This window comes from Fundidesulfovibrio magnetotacticus, from assembly GCF_013019105.1.
Taxonomy (GTDB): domain Bacteria; phylum Desulfobacterota; class Desulfovibrionia; order Desulfovibrionales; family Desulfovibrionaceae; genus Fundidesulfovibrio; species Fundidesulfovibrio magnetotacticus.
In genome coordinates this window covers 99641-118007 of the sequence record NZ_BLTE01000015.1, presented here as the reverse complement: position 1 = coordinate 118007, position 18367 = coordinate 99641, and the positions used below count along the sequence as shown (strand labels likewise).

The window sequence follows — 18367 nt, the reverse complement described above, 5'->3', positions numbered from 1 at the left end:
CAAAGCAGCGCTTATCCCGGCGGACTGCCATCGTCGCAAGCGACGATGAACAAGGAATTATCCTCTCAATTCCAAGAAATGGATCTTGCTCGAAAATCTGGCGCGCAGCGCCACGGCCCCCCGCGCGGGGATTCGCGGCTTTGCGCGAATTCCCGCGCGACAGGCGGCGTAGCCGCAAGGGTCTTGCAAGCTGTAGCCGGGCCTCTGCACAGGGAGAGCCTGCGGACCGATTTGAAGACGATCCGCAGGCTCTCCCTGTGCAGAGGCCCGGCTACGGCAACACAGTCCCTCCCGGTGAAGCCCGCGAAGCAATTGCCGGGTCCAGGGGGGCTCCCCCCTGGCGGGTGAGGTCTGGAGAGGGCAGCGCCCTCTCCAGCGGGTCCAGGGCGGAGCCCTGGTGGGGTCCGGGGCGAAGCCCCGCTCTTCGGGGCCAGGGCAGAGTCCTGGCCGTCGGCGGTTTCATCGCGACCGCCCGGGGGCTTTCGTTCGACTCATCCGTCTTTGCCGACGCACTCAGGCTGTTGACGATTGTGCTTCCAGGAAATCAATGGCTTGTCGCAGCTGCCAGAAGTCGTAGATGATGTAGTCGGGTTCCGCGCCGGAGAATTTTTTGCGGCCCTGGTTTGAGGCGAAGAAGACGGTTTTCATGCCCATGCGGTGTGCGCCGAAGACGTCGCGGTACATGTCGTTGCCTACGAAGAGCACTTCCTGGGGTGGGAGGTTGAGGGCGTCGAGGGCCATTTGGAAGATGCGCGGGTCCGGTTTTCGGTAGCCGAGGTCTCCGGAGACGATGACGGGTTGGAAGTAGCCGTCGAGCCCCGCTGCGAGCATTTCGGGCACGGCCCAGGCGGACTGGGCGTCGGAGAGGGCGGCCAGGCGGTAGCGCGGGGCCAGTTCGTCCAGGACGTTCTTCACGCCCGGGTAGAGTTCCAGGCGGTTTCGCGAGATGCCCCGGTACATTTCGGCCAGGAACAGGGGCATCCAGCGGACTTTTTCCGGCGGGAGGGCGGCCAGGGCTTCCGGGCGGCGGTTCAGGTAATCGCGCCAGAGGTTCACGGCGTCGAATTCGGGGAATTCCTCGCCGCTTGCCCGGCGTTGTTCGTCCATGATGCGGTAGTATTCGTCGCGCACTTCCCAGCGCGAGGCGCGGATGCCCTGGTAGGTGAGGAAGTGGCTGACGGCCCGGTAGATCTGCTCGTTGCCTTCGTCGGTGTTGATGTCCACGAGGGTGCCGTTGAGGTCGAAGACGATGGCTTTGAAGGTCATGGCAGGGCTCCGAGGATGGTTTGTGCGTGGCGGACGAGTCGCCAGCGGTAGTCGGGATCGATCCAGGAGTTGCGGGCTATGCGCAGGAGGGTGATGCCCATGTAGAAGGGGATGCGCCGGGTGATGGCGTGGAAGGCTGCGTGGCGGTCCGGGAAGTGGCAGCAGTATTCCCAGAGGAAGTGGCCGATGAAGGGTTCGGCAAGGGCGGGGTCTCCCTGGCCTCGGTGGAAGAAGTGGGCCAGTTCGCCGCAGAGGCGTCCCAGGTCGAAGGCTCGGTCGGCCCAGAGCATGCGTTCCAGGTCGATGGCCAGGACGTCGCGCCCTTGGCCGAAGAGGAAGTTGGAGGGCGTGGCGTCGCCGTGGCAGAGGACGGCGCGGTCCTCACGCATGACGTCGCGGCGTCGCCATTCTTCGCGCAGTCGCCAGAGTTCGTGGGAGTGGTCTTGGCCCATGCCGCGTTTGTGGATGAGCGAGTCGACGAGGCGGCCCATGTAGACGTGGGCGTGGTCGAAGTCCACGTACCAGTCGCCGGCGGTGCGGTTGTGCTGGCTTGCAAGGAACCAGGCCAGGGCGGTGAGCTTGCGGTGGAGTCGGCCGCGGCGTCCCTGGTGCATGGCGTCTTCGATCACCCGGCAGAGCGTGTCGCCGTGCAGCCATTCCATGACGAGCACGTTGCCCAGGCTGTGTTCGAAGCCCAGGGGGCGCACCACGTAGTGTGGCGCGGCGTCAAAGCCCAGGGAGCGCAGGTGGGCGAGATTGCGGTACTCGGTCTCGCCGGGGCTGGGCCAGGCGGGACGCCCGGGCTTGGGCGGGTAGAACTTGCAGACCACGCGCGGGCCGTGGTGCACCTCTTCGTAGAGGTAGACGTCGCGCGAGCAGTCGGACTGGAAGACGCGGAAAGTGGCGTCCGCGCGCCAGGCCCCGAACTGGGGGAGTACGTGGTCGCGCAGGTAGGGGTGGAGGGGGTCGCCGTGGTCGAGGCGGCCCAGTCGCCGGATGTTCATCGTGCGCTCCGCGCTGCGTTTGATTCTATCGAGCGCCTGATGGCGTTCCGGCATCGGTATGACACGTTGCCGGGCGGTTGTCATGAGATCGTAACAATTGGAGGCGGGAAAAGGCGGGGCGCGAAGGGGCCGGGGGTCGGGAGGCGACGCCGTCCGGTCCGGGGTCGGTCCGGCCGGACGGCGGGTCTGCGGGCGGGTGTCAGTCCACGCGGACGTGTTCGCTCTTGGAGACGGCCTCGGCCTTGATGCGGTTGAGGGCCTCCAGGAGCATGGGGTGGACGTTCTCGCGGAAGTCTCCGGCCACGATGATGTAGAGCAGGTCGTCGCCGGGCTGGAAGGTTCCGGAGAGGGCCTTGGCCTCCACGGCGAAGATGCCGGGGCGCGTGGAAAGTTCGGCGCAGATGGCGTCGATCTTCCGCTGGTCGGGGTGGACTTCAAGACGGGTGACGGGGGCGGAGTCGGCGCGCCGGGTGGCGCGCACCACGCCGTTGTGCACGAGCACCATGCCCACGTTTTCGGTGAAGCCCGGGCGTTTCTTGAGTTCGGCGATGGCTTTGGAGATGTCCATGAAGTCCTCCTCGCGGACGGGGTGTTCGGGTGGCGGGCGCGGGGCGTCTGGCCCCGTGGGCTAGGCCTGCACGGAGCGCATGGCGTCTATGGCCAGGGCCAGGAAGTCGTCCAGGGGCAGGCCTGCCTTGTCGCATTCCAGGATGATCTCGCGGCGCACGTTTCGGGCGAAGGCTTTGTCCTTCATTTTCTTCTTCACGCTCTTGGGTTCCAGGCCGTCGTAGCCGGTGGGGCGCATGAGGGCCGCGGCGTGGACGATGCCGGTGACGGTTTCGCCGCAGCGCAGGGCGTAGTCGAGCGTCGCGGCGGGCTGGCGGCCGTTCATTTCGGCGTTGTGTGCGGCGATGGCGGCCACGGCGGCGGGGTCCAGCCTGCCGTCGAGCTGGGCGGCGGCGTCCAGGCCGTGGCGCTCGGGGGCGTCCTTGGTGGTGGGGAAGTCCAGATCGTGGAGCAGGCCGGTGATGCCCCAGAGTTCGGCGTCCTGCTCCAGGCGCAGGGCCATGGCGCGCAACACGGCCTCGGTCTGGAGGGCGTGGAGCAGCATGTGGGGTTCCGGCTTCCGGGATTCGAGCAGTTCCAGGGCGTCATTTCGCGTCATGGCGGTTCTCCTGCGGGCGATGCTCTGGTATGCAGGCGTGACCCCGCCGCCACGGCGGGGTCACGCGGGCGGCATCGCGGTCGCCCATCGTACGTGAAGATGCTCCGGCAGGCCAGTCCCGACGCCGGAGGCGCCCGTGGGCGGGACGAACGATCAACGCAAGGAGGCGCGCATGGATTCTCCGAGGACGGTTTTTCCCGACATCATCACCTCCCGCCTGGAGGACCTTTGGTCCGCGCCTCTGCCCGGCGAGGAGGCCCCGCAGTATTTCGACGCCCTGCGCCAGCTGGAAGAGAAGGCCCTGGAGCTGGCCCCGGCGGAACGGCGCACGGAGCTTCAGGCCCTGATCACGGAAATGTCCGGGCTGTCGGAGCGGGTGCGCCACCTCTACGTGCGCTTCGCCTACATCCAGGGGCTGCAGGACGGCGGGAAGCTGCGCGAGGTGCTGGGCAGCCCGGCCCGGTAGGGGGGGCCCGGCGCGCAAGCCGCTGCGGAACCAGGGGACCGGCCAGGGGACCGGCCAGGGGCGCTAGGCCGGTGGGCGCAGGGCGTCCAGGTCGGCGCGAATGGCCGCGGCCACCTTTTCCGCGAAGGCCATGGCCACCTTCTGGGCGTCCTCCAGGGAACCGAACTTGTCCTTGAGGGCGCGCTGTCCCACCTGGACCTTCCAGCCCGGGGGGGTGAGGCGCTCGTAGACCACGGTCACCAGCAGGGCCTTGCCCAGGCTCATGTAATAGGTCGCGTCGTCGTGCTTGGTCCATTCGGGGGCCATGGCTGCTCCTTGGGCGGCGGTTGACGTCATGTTAGTACGGTGGGGCGCGGGGGGAAATCCCCCAGGCCCTACGTGGAGAGCGCCCGGGCGAGGGCGTCGGCGAAGCGCGTCAGGTCGGCGTCGTTGACGTGCAGGTGCGGGGCCAGGCGCAGCGTCGCGCCCCGGGGGGAGACGTGCACGCCCTCGCGGGCCATGGCCGCCGCCACGGGCGCGGCCTTGCCGTGGGCCAGGCGCAGGCCCAGAAGGTGCGGGGCGCGCTCTGCCGCCGGTGTGGGCGTGAGCCCGAAGGCCTGGCCGGTCAGGGCCAGGCGGCGGGTGATCCCCGAAAGGGTCGCGGCGATCCCGGCCACGCCCCATTCCTGGATGAGCCCCAGGGACGCCGCCGCCATGGGCATGAGGATGAAGTTGCTGGCCTCGCCCACGTCGTAGCGGCGCGCGCCGGGTCGGTAGGCGTCGCGGTATTCCGTGAGGCGCGAAAAGTCTTCCGAGCCTTCGCGGTTTAGCCAGTTTTCCTCCAGGGGCTCTCCACCCCTCCATTGCGGGGCCGCCCAGCAGAAGCTCGCGCCGTAGGGGCCGAGCAGCCACTTGTGCCCGCTGGCGGTCAGGAAGTCCGGCCGCGCGGCGGCCATGTCGAAGGGCATGGCCCCCAGGGACTGCGTGGCGTCCACCACCAGGTGCGCGCCCACGCGGTCGCAGGCGGCGCGCACGGCGGCCAAATCGAACACCGTGCCGTCGATCCAGTGGCAGTGCGGCAAGGCCACCAGCCCGATCTCCGGCGTGATGTGGGCCAGCACGGCCTCGCTCCACGTGCCTTCGACGGGGCGGGGCACGGCGCGCACCCGACCCGGGGCCATCTTCAGCCACGGATAGACGTTGGAGGGGAACTGCTCGTCCAGGAGGAGCACGTGGCGATCGGCGTCCAGGGGCAGGTTTCTGGCGGCCAGGGCCATGGCGTAGGACACGGCCGGGACCGCGGCAACGCCGTCGACGTCCGCCCCGAGCACGGCTGCGAAGCCTTCGCGGGCGGCCTCCAGGCCGGAGAAAAAGAGGTCCGGCGTCATGGACCAGGGGGCGCGCTTGGCCTCCATGGCGGCGCGTCCGGCCTCCAGGGCGGGCTGGGGCAGGGGCGAGGTGAAGGCGCAATTGAGGTAGCAGACGTTCTCGGGCACGCCGAAAAGCTGGCGCTGGCAGGGGATCATGGGGCCTCCTGGCTGGTTCGGTGGGGGAGAGGATACCCGGTTGGAGAGCGCGGCGCAATTCGTCGGCTCCCATATCTTTCCTCATGGAGGGAAGGCCGTCGGGGCCGCCGCCGGGCGGCCGCCTCTCGCGCTGTCCCGGCTGGCCGGAGCGTGCGGGGCGGGCTGTTCCTGTCAATGGAGCGCCGGACCGATCAGGATGCGGACAATCCGGTTTGACAACTGGATGGACGTTTTATAGTGGTCGATAGTTCGTCAAAAGTGTTCAACCAGCAAGCAGGAAGGGGCGGCAATGCGAGTTCTCACGGCGACTTGTTTGTTTGTATTCTCTGTTTTTCTTGCCAGTGCTTCGTATGCGTTCGACTGTGGCAAGCTGGATTTCGGTGCAAAGCTCAGTGATCTTGATGATGGCAATTTCATTCTGTATAAACAGGTTGATGGTGTGTCGTACTACAATTATGTTGGAAATTGCCGCCTTCAAGTGCATCAGGATGCGTGTCCGGCGATTTCCTACGCTTTCGTCGACGGCAAGTATTACGCAAGGATTATCAAGGTGTCCGGGAGGCACAAGGAAGACATTTTGAATAAAATGAAGGCGGCTTTTGGCCAGCAGATCAAGGTGAAAAAATCTGGAGTCTGGACGCAATATAGCTGCAACATGACAGAGGATGTCGAGCTGAAGATCAAGTGCAACGACAAGACAGGCGAGGTAAGGAGCGCGGCATACAGCGTGAAGCTGCGCGACCAGCTCGCCCGGAATCTGAAGAATGACCCGGTGAAACTGGCCAACTAGCCTGCGGCGAGGTCTCAAGGTCGCACGGGGTTTCGGATGACCTGCTCCAGGCTGCGCTTCGCGCAGGGCCGCCCGTGGCCGGGCGGCCCTTTGCATTGCGAGCGGCGTTTAGAGGATGGGCAGGTACTTCTCCAGCTCCCATTCGGTGATCTGGGTGCGGTAGCGGTCCCACTCGTCGTACTTGTAGTCCACCAGGGCGGCGTGCAGGTGGTCGCCCAGGACCTCCTTCATGAGCGTTGAGCGCTCCAGGTTGCCCACGGCCTCCAGGAGCGAGCCGGGCAGGGAGGCGATGCCGTGCTTGCGCATCTCCTTCTCGGACATGTGGAAGATGTTGTCCTCCACGGGCTTGGCCAGCTTGTACCCGGCTTCGATGCCCTTGAGGCCCGCGCCCAGCATCACGGCCAGGGCCAGGTAGGGGTTGGCGGCCGGGTCGGGGCTGCGCAGTTCGATGCGCGTGGCCGACTCCTTGCCGGGCTTGTACATGGGCACGCGGATGAGCGCCGAGCGGTTGCGCTGCGCCCAGGCGATGTACACCGGGGCCTCGTAGCCGGGCACCAGGCGCTTATAGGAGTTCACCCACTGGTTGGTGACGCAGGTGAACTCCGGCGCGTGCTTGAGAAGCCCCGCGATGTAGGCCTGGGCCTCCACCGAGAGGTGGTTGGGCGAGGAGGCGTCGTAGAAGGCGTTGCGCGAGCCCTTGAAGAGCGACTGGTGCACGTGCATGCCCGAGCCGTTCTCGCCGTAGAGGGGCTTGGGCATGAAGGTGGCGTAGCAGCCGTGTTTGCGGGCCACCTCCTTGACCACCACCCGGTAGGTGATGGCGGTGTCGGCCATGGCCAGGGCCTCGTTGTAGCGCAGGTCGATCTCGTGCTGGGAGGGGGCCACCTCGTGGTGGGAGTATTCCACCGCGATGCCCATGGACTCCAGGGCGAAGATGATGTCGCGGCGCACGTCGTTGGCCAGGTCCAGGGGCGGGGCGTCGAAGTAGCCGCCCTTGTCCAGGATGCGGGGCTCGCTGGAGTTGGCGAAGAGGAAGAACTCCAGTTCCGGCCCCACGAAGAAGGTGTAGCCCATGTCCGAGGCCTTGCCGAGCATGCGCTTGAGCACGTGGCGCGAGTCGGCCGCGAAGGGGGTGCCGTCGGGGTTGCGCACGTCGCAGAAAAGGCGGGCGACGGGGCGGTCGGAGGGACGCCAGGCCACCAGCTGGAAGGTGGTGGGGTCGGGGAAGGCCACCATGTCGGACTCGTGGATCTTGGTGAATCCGGTGATGGACGAGCCGTCGAAGCCCATGCCCTCGTCGAAGGCGCTTTCGAGTTCGCGCGGGGTGATCTGGAAGCTCTTGAGCATCCCCAGGATGTCGATGAACCAGAACTGCACGAAGGAGACGTTGTAATCCTTGACGGCCTTGAGCACGTCGTCGGCGTTTTTGCACTTGAACACAGCCATGGGGACCTCCCTGCGGGCCGTTTGACGATCTCCCCAAAAGGGGGCGAATCCCTGAACCCTATCCCAAAGGAAGTGGCGCTTCAAGGCGTCCGGGGCGCGAAGCGTTCCCTTTTTGTAACCTTCGCGCCCGGTCGCGTCCGGCCGCCAGCCGGGCCGACCGGTGCTCCTGGTGGCCGGGGCCGCGCTCGTCGCAGCGGGTGACGCCCGCCGCTTCGGCCTCGCGCCGGGCCTGGCGGAACTCCACGGGCGAAAGGGGTCGGTCCAGCGGTGGATGATAGAAGGCCAGCGCGCCGGGCCGGTACTGGTTCATGAGGTTCACGCAGGTGGCGGGCGAAAGTTCGCGCGAAAGCCACGCCATCCACGGGCGCGTCCCTGCCAGGCCATGAGAGGATCGGACCGGGCGTGAAGGAAGCCCCTGCGTGGGCGTCCTGCCCGATCTCCGAGGAAAGGCCCGGACGAGCGTCCCGGCGTGCAGGGTAGACCGCCGGATCGGGCGCGGCAAGGGGGCGACTCAAAAGAAGACCCCCCTCCCGAGGGGGAGGGGGGTCGAAAGCGGTTCGCGCATGAGGCGCGTTCCGGAGGCGTTGCCTGTTGGTTGTCTTGTTGCCTGGGTCCTGGGCCTGGCCGAAAACCGAGCCGGACATCATCAGACTTTTGTTTCATCCGGGGGCAATTCTGGGGGCGGCGCTCCCGGATGGCTTCTCGCCCGGCTCTCCCGGGGTCTGGGGCACCCCTTTGGAGGTTGGTTTCCCGATTGCCTTGGTCCGAAGCCTTTCACGTTACGCCGCGCGGGGGAGCTTTCCGGTCTGCTCCTGTCCTCCCGGGGCATTTTGCCGTCCGGGCAGGGCTTTCGTTCTCCACGCGGTCCGTCGGGCCTTGGGGCCCAGCGAGGGATGTTTCTTGGGGCGTTCCGCCGTTTCGGTCCGCCTGGTCTTCACTCGCGATCTCCTCGCTCGTGAGAAACAATATAATCACGTTTCCGGGGGGGGCAAGAGGTGATTCGAATTTTCTTCTCGCGGCCGTCAGGTTGACAGCGGATGGCTTGAGTGGAAAAAGTTCCGGTCGAGCATGGCTAAGGTGAGCGCGGCGCGCCCGGGGCGTCGCGCTGGAAGCGGCGTTGCCGCCGCCGGGGATTTTTCGTTTTCACGTAAGGGGCAGCTATGGCGAACGACGCGGTTGAAGCCGCCCGGCAGGTCTTCGAAACGTCCGGAATCGACGCGTGTACCAACGCCCAGACATTCCGGGCGGTCTTCAAGGACTTTTCCCTCAATCGTTGGGAAAAGAACATGAACCTGCTGGAACTCGCCGTGAGCGAGGGTATCCCGGCATTATTGACCGATCAGGGCGGCGGCCCGCTGGACTCGCGGGTTCGGACGGCCGTCTGGAGGCTGACCCACAATCGCAGCGTCAAGGAAGACTCGGCGCAGTGGGCCGTGCAGGTCTGGGCCTACGCCGTGGGCGCGTGCGCGGACAAACCGGCCGACTTGGACCAGTATGGTCAGAACGACGTGATATTTGATCCACCTCCTCCACCTGAGCCTCCCTCCGGGGCGGTCAATCAGGTCCCACCCCAACCCGTGCGGACCATCCAGGTTTCTCCAGGCTTCAGTTCACTCAACCAGGGCGTGACCGGCAGCAAGCCCCTGTCCGTGAGCAAGAATACCCAACAGTCCGGGGGGAGCATCGTAAGCACTGGGGCCTGGTGGCAAAACAGCAAGGTTTGGCTGGTCGGCCTGTGCCTGGTGTTCGTGCTTCTCGTGGTGATGTGGTCGCTTCCGAAAGAAGGCGACCGGGGCGCGACGCAGTCGCCCGATCCCGCGACGGTCGCGCGGCAGGCGGACAAGGCCAAGGCGGAGGCCGATGCGGCCGCCAAGGCCAAGGCCGCGATCGAGCAGCAGGCCGCCAAGGCCAAGGCGGAGGCCGATGCGGCCGCCAAGGCCAAAGCGGAAGCCGATGCAGCCGCCAAGGCCAGGGCCGAGGCCGCGAAGGACCCCGGAAAGCCGGACCCAGAGCCCGACACTGTGAACCAGCGTAAGGTACAGGCTTTCCTGGATAAATTCGTGGTCGCCTACAACCGGGCCACCCCGGAGGAGCTGGCCGGCTTCTACGACAGCAGCGTGATTCTTTTCGACAAGGGCGTGCAGACCCGTCAGAACGTTCTGGAGGACCTGCAGCGCTATTTCAAACGCTGGCCCACCCGGCGCAGCAACCTCATCGGAAGGATCGAGGTGTTCGACACGCGGGCCCCCGACGTGAAAAAAGCCGTGTTCTCCATCCGCTACTACCGGGAACGTTCCGGGGATCCCAGCTGCGCCTCGGGCTCGGCGCGCTACACCTGCCTGGTGCGCATCGACGGTTCGACGTGTTACATCCGCGAAATCAGCGAAGACATCGACCGCGACCCCAAGGGGATGTGCGTCAAAATCTGACGCCCCTGTCCGCCACCAACGCGAAACGCCCGCGTCCCCTGGGGGGGCGCGGGCGTTTCTTCATTGCGGCCTGACGGGTCTAGACGACCTTGTTCAGCGAGTATTCGATGATGCCCTCGGCCCCGGCGTCCTTGAGCCTGGGGATGAGGTCTCGCACCACGGCCTCGGAGACCACGATCTCCACGGAGAGCCAGTCCGAGTCCAGCAGGTGGGACACCGTGGGCGAGTTGAGGCTGGGCAGCTGGGAGAGCACGGCGTCCTTGGCGGAGGCCGGCACGTTCATCTTGAGGCCCACCAGCTTCTCGGCCCGCAGCGCGCCCTGGAGCATCATGATGATGTTCTCGATCTTGCGGCGCTTCCAGGGGTCGGCCCAGGCTTCCTTGTTGGCGATGAACTGGGTGTTGGTGACGAGCACCTCGGCGATGATGCGCAGGCCGTGGGCCTTGATGGTGGTGCCCGTCTCCGTGACCTCCACGATGGCGTCGGCCAGGCCTTCCACCACCTTGGCCTCGGTGGCGCCCCAGGAGAACTCCACGTCCACTTTCACGCCGGCCTGCTCGAAGTAGCGCTTGGTGTAGCCCACCAGTTCGGTGGCGATGCGTTTGCCCTGGAGGTCTTCGGGGCGGCGGTAGGGGGCGTCGCCGGCCACGGCCAGCACCCAGCGCGCCGGGCGCGAGCTGACCTTGGAATAGATGAGGTCCGTGACCACCACCACGTCGGACTGGTTCTCCAGAATCCAGTCCTTGCCGGTGAGGCCGCAGTCCATGAGCCCGGATTCCACGTAGCGGCTCATCTCCTGGGCGCGGCACATGGAGCAGGTGATCTCGTCGTCGTCGATCTCGGGGAAGTAGTTGCGGTGATGCTCCTTGATCTTCCAGCCGGACTTTTCGAAAAGCTTGATGGTGGCTTCCTGGAGCGATCCCTTGGGGATGCCCAGTTTCAGTTTGGGTGCGCTCATGGCGGTCTCCTGTCGTGTCCCGGCGTGCCGGATTCTTGGCGTCGAAAGGCGTGGACGGGCTTGGTAGCCCGCTTTGACACGATTGGCAAGCGGCGGTCCGGTGACGGGAACGGGGTCCGTTCAGGCCTCGTGGACGGGCGGGCCGCACACGCGGTTGCGCCCGGCCCGCTTGGCCTCGGAAAGCCTGTGGACGGCCAGTTGGAGCAGGGAGTCCAGGTCGCTCGCGGTCTCGGCGGAACCGGCCACGCCGAAGCTGACGGTGATGCGCAGCGGGGGCGCGCTTCCCGCGTCGAAGGCCGTGCCCTCCACGAGCAGCCTGAGCTTCTCCACGGCCACCAGGGCGCTCTCGGGGGCGGTGTCGGGCAAGAGCGCCACGAAGGCGTCGCCCTCGTAGCGGGCCACGACGTCGGCCTTGCGCAGGTTGGCGGCCAGCAGGGCCGCGAACGCCTGGAGCACGGCGTCTCCCGCGTCGTGGCCCGAGAGCCCGTTGACCTCCATGAAGTTGTCCAGGTCGGCCATCACCAGGGAGAAGTCCCGTCCGGAGCGCCGGGCGCGCTCGACCTCCCGTGCGGCAAGACGCGTGAACTCCCGGCGGTTGGGCAGGCCCGTGAGCCCGTCGGTCACTGCCAGGCGCGCCAGCTCCCCCGCGCGTTCGCCCACGCGTTCCTCCAGCAGGGCGTGGGCCCGGGCCAGTCTGGCCGCCTCCCGGCCGCGCCGGGCCAGGAGCAGGCAGAGGGCGGCGATCAGGGCGGTCTCCAGGGCCACCACGGCAGCGACGATCGCCGTCTCACCGGGGTAGCGCCTGTGGAGGGGCGGTTCATCGAACAGGATGCGCGACCCGGCGGGGAGCGCGCTGGCCGGAATGCCCCAGCGGTCCAGGGCGCGGCGGTCGAAGGTCGGGGGATCGGGCACCGAGGGCAGGGCCGGGGGGGCGCCCCGGGCCGCGGAGAGGGCCTCGTCCACGGCCAGGGAGGCCATCATGCGGGGGCTGACGAGGTAGCCCCCCGCGATGCCCCGGCCCAGGAACGTTTCGCTGAAGGCGAAGACCGGGGCGCTCGATGCCGCCGCCACGCGCTCCAGGGCGTCGCCGGGGCCGTCGGACGGGGGGAGCGCGTAGAGCACGGCCGAATGGGGCGCAAGGCCAGCGACGCGCCCGGCCATCTCCGACTCGGAGAGCCCGGCGGCCACCTCCACCTCCAGGCGCGGCTTGCGGGCCGTCAGGGCCTCTTGGGCCAGGTCGAGCGCCGCGCGTCCCCGGCCCTGGTCGTCCCCCAGGACGAGCACGCGCCCGGTCCGGGGGGCCACGGCCAGGATCAGGCGTGCCGTGGCCTGTATCCAGGGGGCGTCGTCGATGGCGGAGCGGAAGTTGGGCAGGCCGGAGCCCTGCCCCCGGCTGGCGAGGAGCACCACCGGCGCGTCCCCGAAGATGTCCCGGCCGTGCCGCTCCAGGAAACGCAGGGCGTTGTCGGATTCGGCCACGATGGCGTGCGGGGGGGCGGGCGCGTGGCGTGCGGCCAGGAGGTCCCGCAGGGTCTTCTCCTGGGCCGGAGTGGAGAAGCGCGCCGCGTCCAGTGGTTCGATGGAGAGTTCCAGTCCGGCGCCGTGGCGGTTCTGGGCCTCGGCCAGTCCGGCCAGGAGTTCCCGGGACCAGGGGAGCGTCTGTCCGGAGGAAAGGAGCACCGCCACGCGCAGGGTTTCGGCGGCCGGGGCCGGGCCGTGCCCCGCCAGGAGCATGGCCAGGGCCAGCAGCAGCGCCCGCCGCCAAGTGCGCGGCAGCCAGCGCGGCCCGGACGCCTCCCGGTGGGACGGCCCAGGCCGGACAGGGGCCGGCTGGTGCGGCGCGCGGCGGGTCATGGCGGCTCCTTGTCCGGGGTCGGCGGCCCGATCCGTACGCCTAGGATCCCTGCTCCTCGCCCAGTTCGTTCAGGAAGAATTCGTCCTCGGTCCAGCCCTCGCGCACTTTCACGAACAGCTCCAGATGCACGGGGCCGCCCATGAGTTCGATGAGGTCCTGCCTGGCCTTGCTGCCCACGTCCTTGAGCACCTTGCCGCCCTTGCCGATGACCATGCCCTTGTGGCGGTCGCGGGAGACGTAGATCACGGCGTTGACGCGCGCGCCCTTGGGGGTGTCCTGCCAATGTTCTATGGCCACGGCCGTATTGTAGGGCAGTTCCTGGGAGAGGGCCAGGAAAAGCTTTTCGCGGATGATCTCCGAGGCCAGAAAGCGCATGGGGGCGGTGGTCAGCTCGTCTTCGGGGTAGAGGGAGTCGCCCTCCGGGAGGTGCGCGGTCATCACGGACAGGAGCTGGTCGAGCCCCTTTTCCTTGAGCGCGGACACGGGCACGATTTCGGCCCCGGGCCACGCCTCGCCCAGGCGGGCCATCACGGGGAGCATGTTTTTCACGTCGGCAAGGGCGTCTAGCTTGTTGAGGGCCACGATCACGGGCAGGCCGGAGCGCTCCACGGGGCGCGAGAGGAGCTTGATGTCCTTTTCCAGGAGATCGGGTTTCTGCAGGTAGAAGGGGCAGTCCAGCACCAGGACGATGGCCTGGGCCTGGGCCAGGGCCTGCCAGGCGGCCTCCACGATGCGCGAATTGAGGCGCGAACCGCGCGGCACGTGCACGCCGGGGGTGTCGATGAGCACGATCTGGGCGTCTCCCAGCGTGAGAATGCCCGCCAGCTGGTTGCGCGTGGTCTGGGGCTTGGGGCTGACGATGGCCAGCTTCTGGCCCAAAAGGGCGTTGAGCAGGGTGGATTTCCCCGCGTTGGGGGGGCCCAGAAGGGCGATGTGGCCGAAGCGGTGGGGGGAGGTGGACATGCGGTGCGCCTTCAACCGGCCGGAGCCGGAATGGTTGTTTAGGTGACGAGGCCGTAGGTTCTGGCCATGTCTTCGTTGAAAACGAGAAAAAACTGGGATGAAAGTTTGAACGCCTTGTGGATGTGTTTGCAATGCCGTTCCAGCATGGATTTAAGCTGCACCGTCCAATCCGGTTGGTGTCCCTTGACGATGAGAACAAAAACAAATGCGACAGAGGACAGGTCGGCTTCAACAAGAGATTTCGGCAATTCGGTCGCGCTGTTTCCGTGCCTTCCGGCCCGAAGGCTCAGGTAGAACAAGAGAGAATGAACCATCTTCTGGCGGATTTCGTCCAGGAATGAGTGGAAGGCGAGGTCTTTGGGAGAGCTGGACTTGGCTTCAATAAACAACAGGGCCTGCCTGTTGCGTTTGAGTTTTTTGACAAGAAGGAATTCGACGATGCTCGGCGGGTCCTTCAGGCTCTTGTATGCGTGGCCTTTCTCAACCCAATAGACATCATCCTCAGCAAATGGTCCAAAGGTCATCCCGGATTCTTCAATTGTGACGGGACTCATTCAAACGCCATCCCGACTTCTTCTTCGTAGAGCCGCACGGATTCGTCGATAATGGGGTTCTCCGGCATGCCTTCCAGGAGATCGTAGGCATGCCAAGTCCCCTTGCCATCGATGGACTGGACGGGAATGGAGACGCCCCGCTCCCTGGCGATCAGGTGGAGCTTCTTGATGACGAAGTACGAGTGGCTGGCGATGAAGAACTGGATGCCAAGTTTCGCGATCGCTCCGATGATGTCGAGAAATCTGGTAAGGGCTTTGGGGTGGAGAGCGGATTCCGGCTCGTCGATGAAAATGACGGAGTTGACGTCAAGATGCCTGTTGCCCAGCAATGTGTCGAGAATGGCGATCTTTTTGATCCCTTCCGCAGTGGCGTGCATGTTGTATTTGATTCTGCCCTTTGTGAAGAGCCATTCGGTTGAACGCTGGTCGTATTTGACCTTGCCGCCAAGCATTGACTCCAGCCCTTTCCTCGACTTTTCAAACGCGAGGTATTTCCGCCCACGACTTGTCGGAACCTGCAAGGCCTTCACAAGATCGAGGTATGTGTCGTCAAAGCCGAACAGCTTGTCTTGCTCCCTGCTTTTCAGGATGATGCCGAAAAGCGAAAGCACTTCTTTGGCAGGCAAGAAGACAGAATTTGATTCCCTCTGTCCGGATTTGATTTTTGCGGTGAGTTTCGGTTTTCCCTTCTCGCTCGCGAGGGAGAAGGAGAACGGCCTCTCGTCAATGTCCATGGAACACTTCAGAGGGCCGGAGCCATCCCTGGCGACAATGTCTGTGATCTTGTCTGTCTGGAAGGTCCAAAAAAGCTTTTCTTCGATTATTTCATTGATGTCGCGCCTGTCGTCTCCGCGCCTGAAGAGTTCCACGGAGCGCAAGGCGGTATAAAGAGCTTTGAGAAAGAAAGTTTTTCCGCTCCCGTTCTCGCCGATGACGAGATTGATCGGACCAGGGTTCTCCCACTGGAGATTCCGGATCGGGCCGTAGTTGGCGATTTTCAGGTTCGTGATCATGGCGCTCCCGGCAGAGTGCCCCGAAAAAGGGTTGACGGACAAGACGTTGCAGCTCTCCGGGACTAGGCCAAGGTTCCACGCCGGGTCAAGGATCATCGTAAAGCGCCCCTTGCCTTCCCTCTTGACGATGGCTATAGCCGCCCTGTCATGACGAAAGACCTCATCATTGTCGAGTCCCCGGCCAAGGTGAAGACCATCAAGAAGTTCCTGGGCGACAAATATGTCGTGGAGGCCTCCGTGGGCCACGTCCGGGATCTGCCCCAGAAGAAGCTCGGAGTGGACGAGGCCAACGGCTTCGAGCCGCAGTACGGCGTCATCCCGGGCAAACAGAAGGTGGTGGACCAACTGGCCAAGGCAGCCGCCAAGGCCGGCACCATCTATCTGGCCCCCGACCCGGACCGCGAGGGCGAGGCCATCGCTTGGCACGTGGCCCAGATCGTCAAGGAAGCCAACCCACGCATCGAGCGCATCCAGTTCAACGAGATCACCGCGCGCGCCGTGCGCGAGGCCCTCGAGAACCCGCGCCCCATCAACGAGAAGCTCTTCGAGTCCCAGCAGGCGCGGCGCATCCTGGACCGCCTGGTGGGCTACAAGATTTCGCCGCTTCTCTGGAAGAAGGTGCGCAAGGGCATCAGCGCCGGGCGCGTGCAGTCGGTGGCCCTGAAGATCGTGGTGGAACGCGAGAAGGAGCGCCTGGCCTTCAAGCCCGAGGAGTACTGGCCCTTCAAGGCCCGCCTCGAGGCGGACCTGCCCCCGGCCTTCGACGCCGACCTGGTGAAGCTCTCCGGCAAGAAGGCCCACGTGGGCGACGCCGCCACGGCCGAGGCCCTGGACGCCGAACTCAAGGCCCAGCCCTTCGTGGTGAAGGACGTGGCCGAGAAGGAGCGCCAGAAGTCGCCCCCGCCGCCCTTCATCACCTCCACGCTCCAGCAGGCCGCCAACCAGCGCCTGGGCTATCCCGCCAAGAAGACCATGGGCGCGGCCCAGAAGCTCTACGAGGGCGTGGACCTGGGCGAGCGCGGCACCACCGCCCTCATCACCTACATGCGTACCGACTCCACCCGCGTGGCCGCCGAGGCGCGCGAGGCCGCCAAGACCTACATCGTGGAGCAGCTGGGCCAGGAATACTACCCCGAGAAGGCCCGCGTCTTCAAAACCAAGGCCGGCGCCCAGGACGCCCACGAAGCCATCCGCCCCGTGGACGTGAACATCACGCCCAAGGACGTGGCGGGCCTGCTCCCGCGCGACCAGTTCATGGTCTACAAGCTCATCTGGGAGCGCTTCGTGGCCTCCCAGATGGCCGCCGCCCGCTTCTGGGACACCCAGGTCGGCGTCACGGCCGGTCGCGCCGAGTTCAAGGCCAAGGGCGAACGCCTGATCTTCGCGGGCTTCCTCAAGGTGCACGGCCAGGACGCCGCCGAGGAGGAGCCCGACGCCTCCGACGCCACGGGCGCGAAGCTGCTGCCCCCGCTCAAGGCCGGGCAGGAGCTCAAGCTCCTGGAGATCAAAAAAGAGCAGAAGTTCACCCAGCCGCCGCCGCGCTACACCGAAGCCTCGCTGGTGAAGGAGCTGGAGGAGCAGGGCATCGGGCGTCCCTCCACGTACGCGGCCATCATCTCCACGCTCCTGGACCGGGACTACGCCCGCCTGGAGGAGAAGCGCTTCGCCCCCACGGAGCTGGGCGTCACCGTGTCGGACCGACTCTCCGAGCACTTCCAGACCATCATGGACGTGGGCTTCACCGCCGGGATGGAGACGGCCCTGGACCAGGTGGCCGAGGGCAAGAAGGACTGGCGCGAACTTCTGGGCGATTTCACCGGCGACTTCTACGCCGCCCTGGAAAAGGCCTCCAAGGAGATGGGCAACGAGGAGACCGGCCTCGTCTGCCCCGAGTGCGGCAAGCCCCTCAAGGCCAAGTTCGGCAAGTCCGGCCCCTTCGTGGCCTGCTCGGGCTACCCGGAGTGCAAGTTCACCTCCAACTTCGTGCGCGAGGCCGACGGCACATACCGCCTCACGGAGCGCGAGGTGGGGGCCGACTCGGGCCTGGTCTGCCCCGTGTGCGGCAAGCCCATGATCGTGAAGTTCGGCAAGCGCGGGCCGTTCCTGGCCTGTTCGGGCTATCCGGAGTGCAAGTCCACGTCGAACTTCACCCGCAACGAGGACGGCACCTACGCCTTCGCCGCCACCCCGGAGCAGGCCCCGCCCGAGGTGGTGGGCACGTGCCCCGAGTGCTCCAAGGACGTGCTCCTCAAACGCACGCGCTCGGGCTCGCGTTTCTATTCGTGTTCGGGCTATCCCAAGTGCAAGTATTCCAAGCCCTTCACCTCGGGAGTCAAGTGCCCGCGCGAGGGCTGCGACGGCGAGCTGGTGGAGAAGAGTTCCCGCTACGGCAAGCTCTTCTATTCCTGCTCCAACTACCCCAAGTGCGACTTCGCCGTGTGGGACTGGCCCGTGGACGAGAAGTGCCCCGAGTGCGACTCGCCCATCCTGGTGAAGAAGCAGTCCAAGCGCTACGGCGAGCACCTGGCCTGCCCGGTGAAGACCTGCAAGTACCGCAAGCTTCAGCAGTAGCCGGAGGCGCGCCGTGAAGATGGACTCGATCCCCTTCGGGCTGACGGACTGGGCGGGCGTGGAGCCCACCCGCCACGAGGGCGAGACGGGCCACGCCCTGTGGCGCACCCGCAGCTTCGGCCCGGCGGAGAACCCCCTGCGCGTGCGCATGGTGGAATATTCGCCCGGCTACCGGGCCGACCACTGGTGCTCCAAGGGGCACGTGCTGCTCTGCCTGGAGGGACGCCTGGAGACCGAGCTCGAGGACGGGCGGACCTTCACCCTGACCCCCGGCGTGAGCTACCAGGTGGCCGACGGCGCGGAGCCGCACCGCTCCTGGACGGAGGTGGGCGCGAAGCTCTTCATCGTGGACTGACCCCGTCGCCGCCTCCGGGCGCGTCTG

General features: G+C 66.2%; 18 protein-coding genes. 5 read left to right on the top strand and 13 right to left on the bottom strand.

The genetic code is table 11. The features are described from left to right. Window positions 1-513 precede the first annotated feature (513 nt). The 4 genes from NNJEOMEG_RS15800 to NNJEOMEG_RS15785 form a co-directional block, all read right to left on the bottom strand. A complete protein-coding gene (locus NNJEOMEG_RS15800) occupies window positions 514-1266 on the bottom strand; it encodes an HAD family hydrolase (protein ID WP_173086167.1) in 753 nt (250 codons plus the stop codon). Next, entirely contained in the window at window positions 1263-2270 is a 1008-nt protein-coding gene (locus NNJEOMEG_RS15795) for a phosphotransferase family protein (protein WP_173086166.1), read from the bottom strand. The genes NNJEOMEG_RS15800 and NNJEOMEG_RS15795 overlap by 4 nt, the downstream gene beginning before the upstream one ends. A gap of 199 nt (window positions 2271-2469) precedes the next feature. Next, entirely contained in the window at window positions 2470-2838 is a 369-nt protein-coding gene (locus tag NNJEOMEG_RS15790) for a molybdenum cofactor biosynthesis protein MoaE (RefSeq protein ID WP_173086164.1), read from the bottom strand. A gap of 60 nt (window positions 2839-2898) precedes the next feature. Next, a complete protein-coding gene (locus NNJEOMEG_RS15785; RefSeq protein WP_173086162.1) occupies window positions 2899-3435 on the bottom strand; it encodes an HD domain-containing protein in 537 nt (178 codons plus the stop codon). A 172-nt stretch (window positions 3436-3607) separates the two neighbouring features. Between NNJEOMEG_RS15785 and NNJEOMEG_RS15780 the strand changes: the two genes are divergently transcribed. Further along, window positions 3608-3901, top strand: coding sequence for a hypothetical protein (locus NNJEOMEG_RS15780; protein ID WP_173086160.1), 294 nt, complete (start codon window positions 3608-3610; stop codon window positions 3899-3901). A 63-nt stretch (window positions 3902-3964) separates the two neighbouring features. On the opposite strand, the gene NNJEOMEG_RS15775 is transcribed toward NNJEOMEG_RS15780, so the two are convergent. Together NNJEOMEG_RS15775 and NNJEOMEG_RS15770 are read right to left on the bottom strand one after the other, a co-directional pair. After that, on the bottom strand, window positions 3965-4207 hold the full coding sequence (locus NNJEOMEG_RS15775) for a hypothetical protein (protein ID WP_173086158.1): 243 nt from the start codon (window positions 4205-4207) through the stop codon (window positions 3965-3967). A gap of 68 nt (window positions 4208-4275) precedes the next feature. After that, the gene (locus NNJEOMEG_RS15770) at window positions 4276-5406 is read right to left on the bottom strand and encodes an aminotransferase class V-fold PLP-dependent enzyme (RefSeq protein ID WP_173086157.1); all 1131 of its coding nucleotides are present in this window, start codon (window positions 5404-5406) and stop codon (window positions 4276-4278) included. Between the two features lie 289 nt (window positions 5407-5695). On the opposite strand from NNJEOMEG_RS15770, the gene NNJEOMEG_RS15765 reads away from it, so the two are divergent. Next, complete coding sequence (locus NNJEOMEG_RS15765) at window positions 5696-6196, top strand: hypothetical protein (protein WP_173086155.1); 501 nt, start codon at window positions 5696-5698, stop codon at window positions 6194-6196. Between the two features lie 108 nt (window positions 6197-6304). Here NNJEOMEG_RS15765 and NNJEOMEG_RS15760 read toward each other — a convergent pair whose 3' ends face one another. Both NNJEOMEG_RS15760 and NNJEOMEG_RS15755 read right to left on the bottom strand, forming a co-directional pair. Further along, window positions 6305-7642: a glutamine synthetase family protein gene (locus NNJEOMEG_RS15760; RefSeq protein WP_173086153.1), complete on the bottom strand. Its 1338-nt coding sequence runs from the start codon at window positions 7640-7642 to the stop codon at window positions 6305-6307. 58 nt (window positions 7643-7700) lie between these two features. Beyond that, window positions 7701-8000 (bottom strand): hypothetical protein, encoded by a 300-nt coding sequence (locus NNJEOMEG_RS15755; protein WP_173086151.1) that lies wholly within the window; start codon window positions 7998-8000, stop codon window positions 7701-7703. A gap of 802 nt (window positions 8001-8802) precedes the next feature. On the opposite strand from NNJEOMEG_RS15755, the gene NNJEOMEG_RS15750 reads away from it, so the two are divergent. Beyond that, entirely contained in the window at window positions 8803-10071 is a 1269-nt protein-coding gene (locus tag NNJEOMEG_RS15750; protein WP_173085973.1) for a hypothetical protein, read from the top strand. A gap of 79 nt (window positions 10072-10150) precedes the next feature. Here the strand turns inward: NNJEOMEG_RS15750 and hisG are convergent, their stop codons facing one another. From hisG to NNJEOMEG_RS15725, 5 genes are all read right to left on the bottom strand, one after another. Beyond that, window positions 10151-11029, bottom strand: coding sequence for an ATP phosphoribosyltransferase (gene hisG / locus NNJEOMEG_RS15745; RefSeq protein ID WP_173086149.1), 879 nt, complete (start codon window positions 11027-11029; stop codon window positions 10151-10153). A gap of 120 nt (window positions 11030-11149) precedes the next feature. Beyond that, window positions 11150-12883: a diguanylate cyclase gene (locus NNJEOMEG_RS15740; protein ID WP_173086147.1), complete on the bottom strand. Its 1734-nt coding sequence runs from the start codon at window positions 12881-12883 to the stop codon at window positions 11150-11152. Between the two features lie 40 nt (window positions 12884-12923). Then, on the bottom strand, window positions 12924-13847 hold the full coding sequence (gene era, locus NNJEOMEG_RS15735; protein WP_173086145.1) for a GTPase Era: 924 nt from the start codon (window positions 13845-13847) through the stop codon (window positions 12924-12926). 38 nt (window positions 13848-13885) lie between these two features. After that, complete coding sequence (locus NNJEOMEG_RS15730; protein WP_173086144.1) at window positions 13886-14401, bottom strand: hypothetical protein; 516 nt, start codon at window positions 14399-14401, stop codon at window positions 13886-13888. Beyond that, window positions 14398-15510, bottom strand: coding sequence for an AAA family ATPase (locus tag NNJEOMEG_RS15725; protein WP_217270582.1), 1113 nt, complete (start codon window positions 15508-15510; stop codon window positions 14398-14400). The genes NNJEOMEG_RS15730 and NNJEOMEG_RS15725 overlap by 4 nt, the downstream gene beginning before the upstream one ends. A 51-nt stretch (window positions 15511-15561) precedes the next feature. Here NNJEOMEG_RS15725 and topA point away from each other — a divergent pair, with 51 nt between their 5' ends. Together topA and NNJEOMEG_RS15715 are read left to right on the top strand one after the other, a co-directional pair. Further along, window positions 15562-17985 carry a type I DNA topoisomerase gene (topA, locus tag NNJEOMEG_RS15720; protein WP_173086142.1) on the top strand — a complete coding sequence of 808 codons (2424 nt, stop codon included), beginning with the start codon at window positions 15562-15564 and terminating at the stop codon, window positions 17983-17985. 19 nt (window positions 17986-18004) lie between these two features. Next, window positions 18005-18340, top strand: a complete 336-nt coding sequence (locus tag NNJEOMEG_RS15715; RefSeq protein WP_235957005.1) for a DHCW motif cupin fold protein — start codon at window positions 18005-18007, stop codon at window positions 18338-18340. Window positions 18341-18367: the final 27 nt, after the last annotated feature.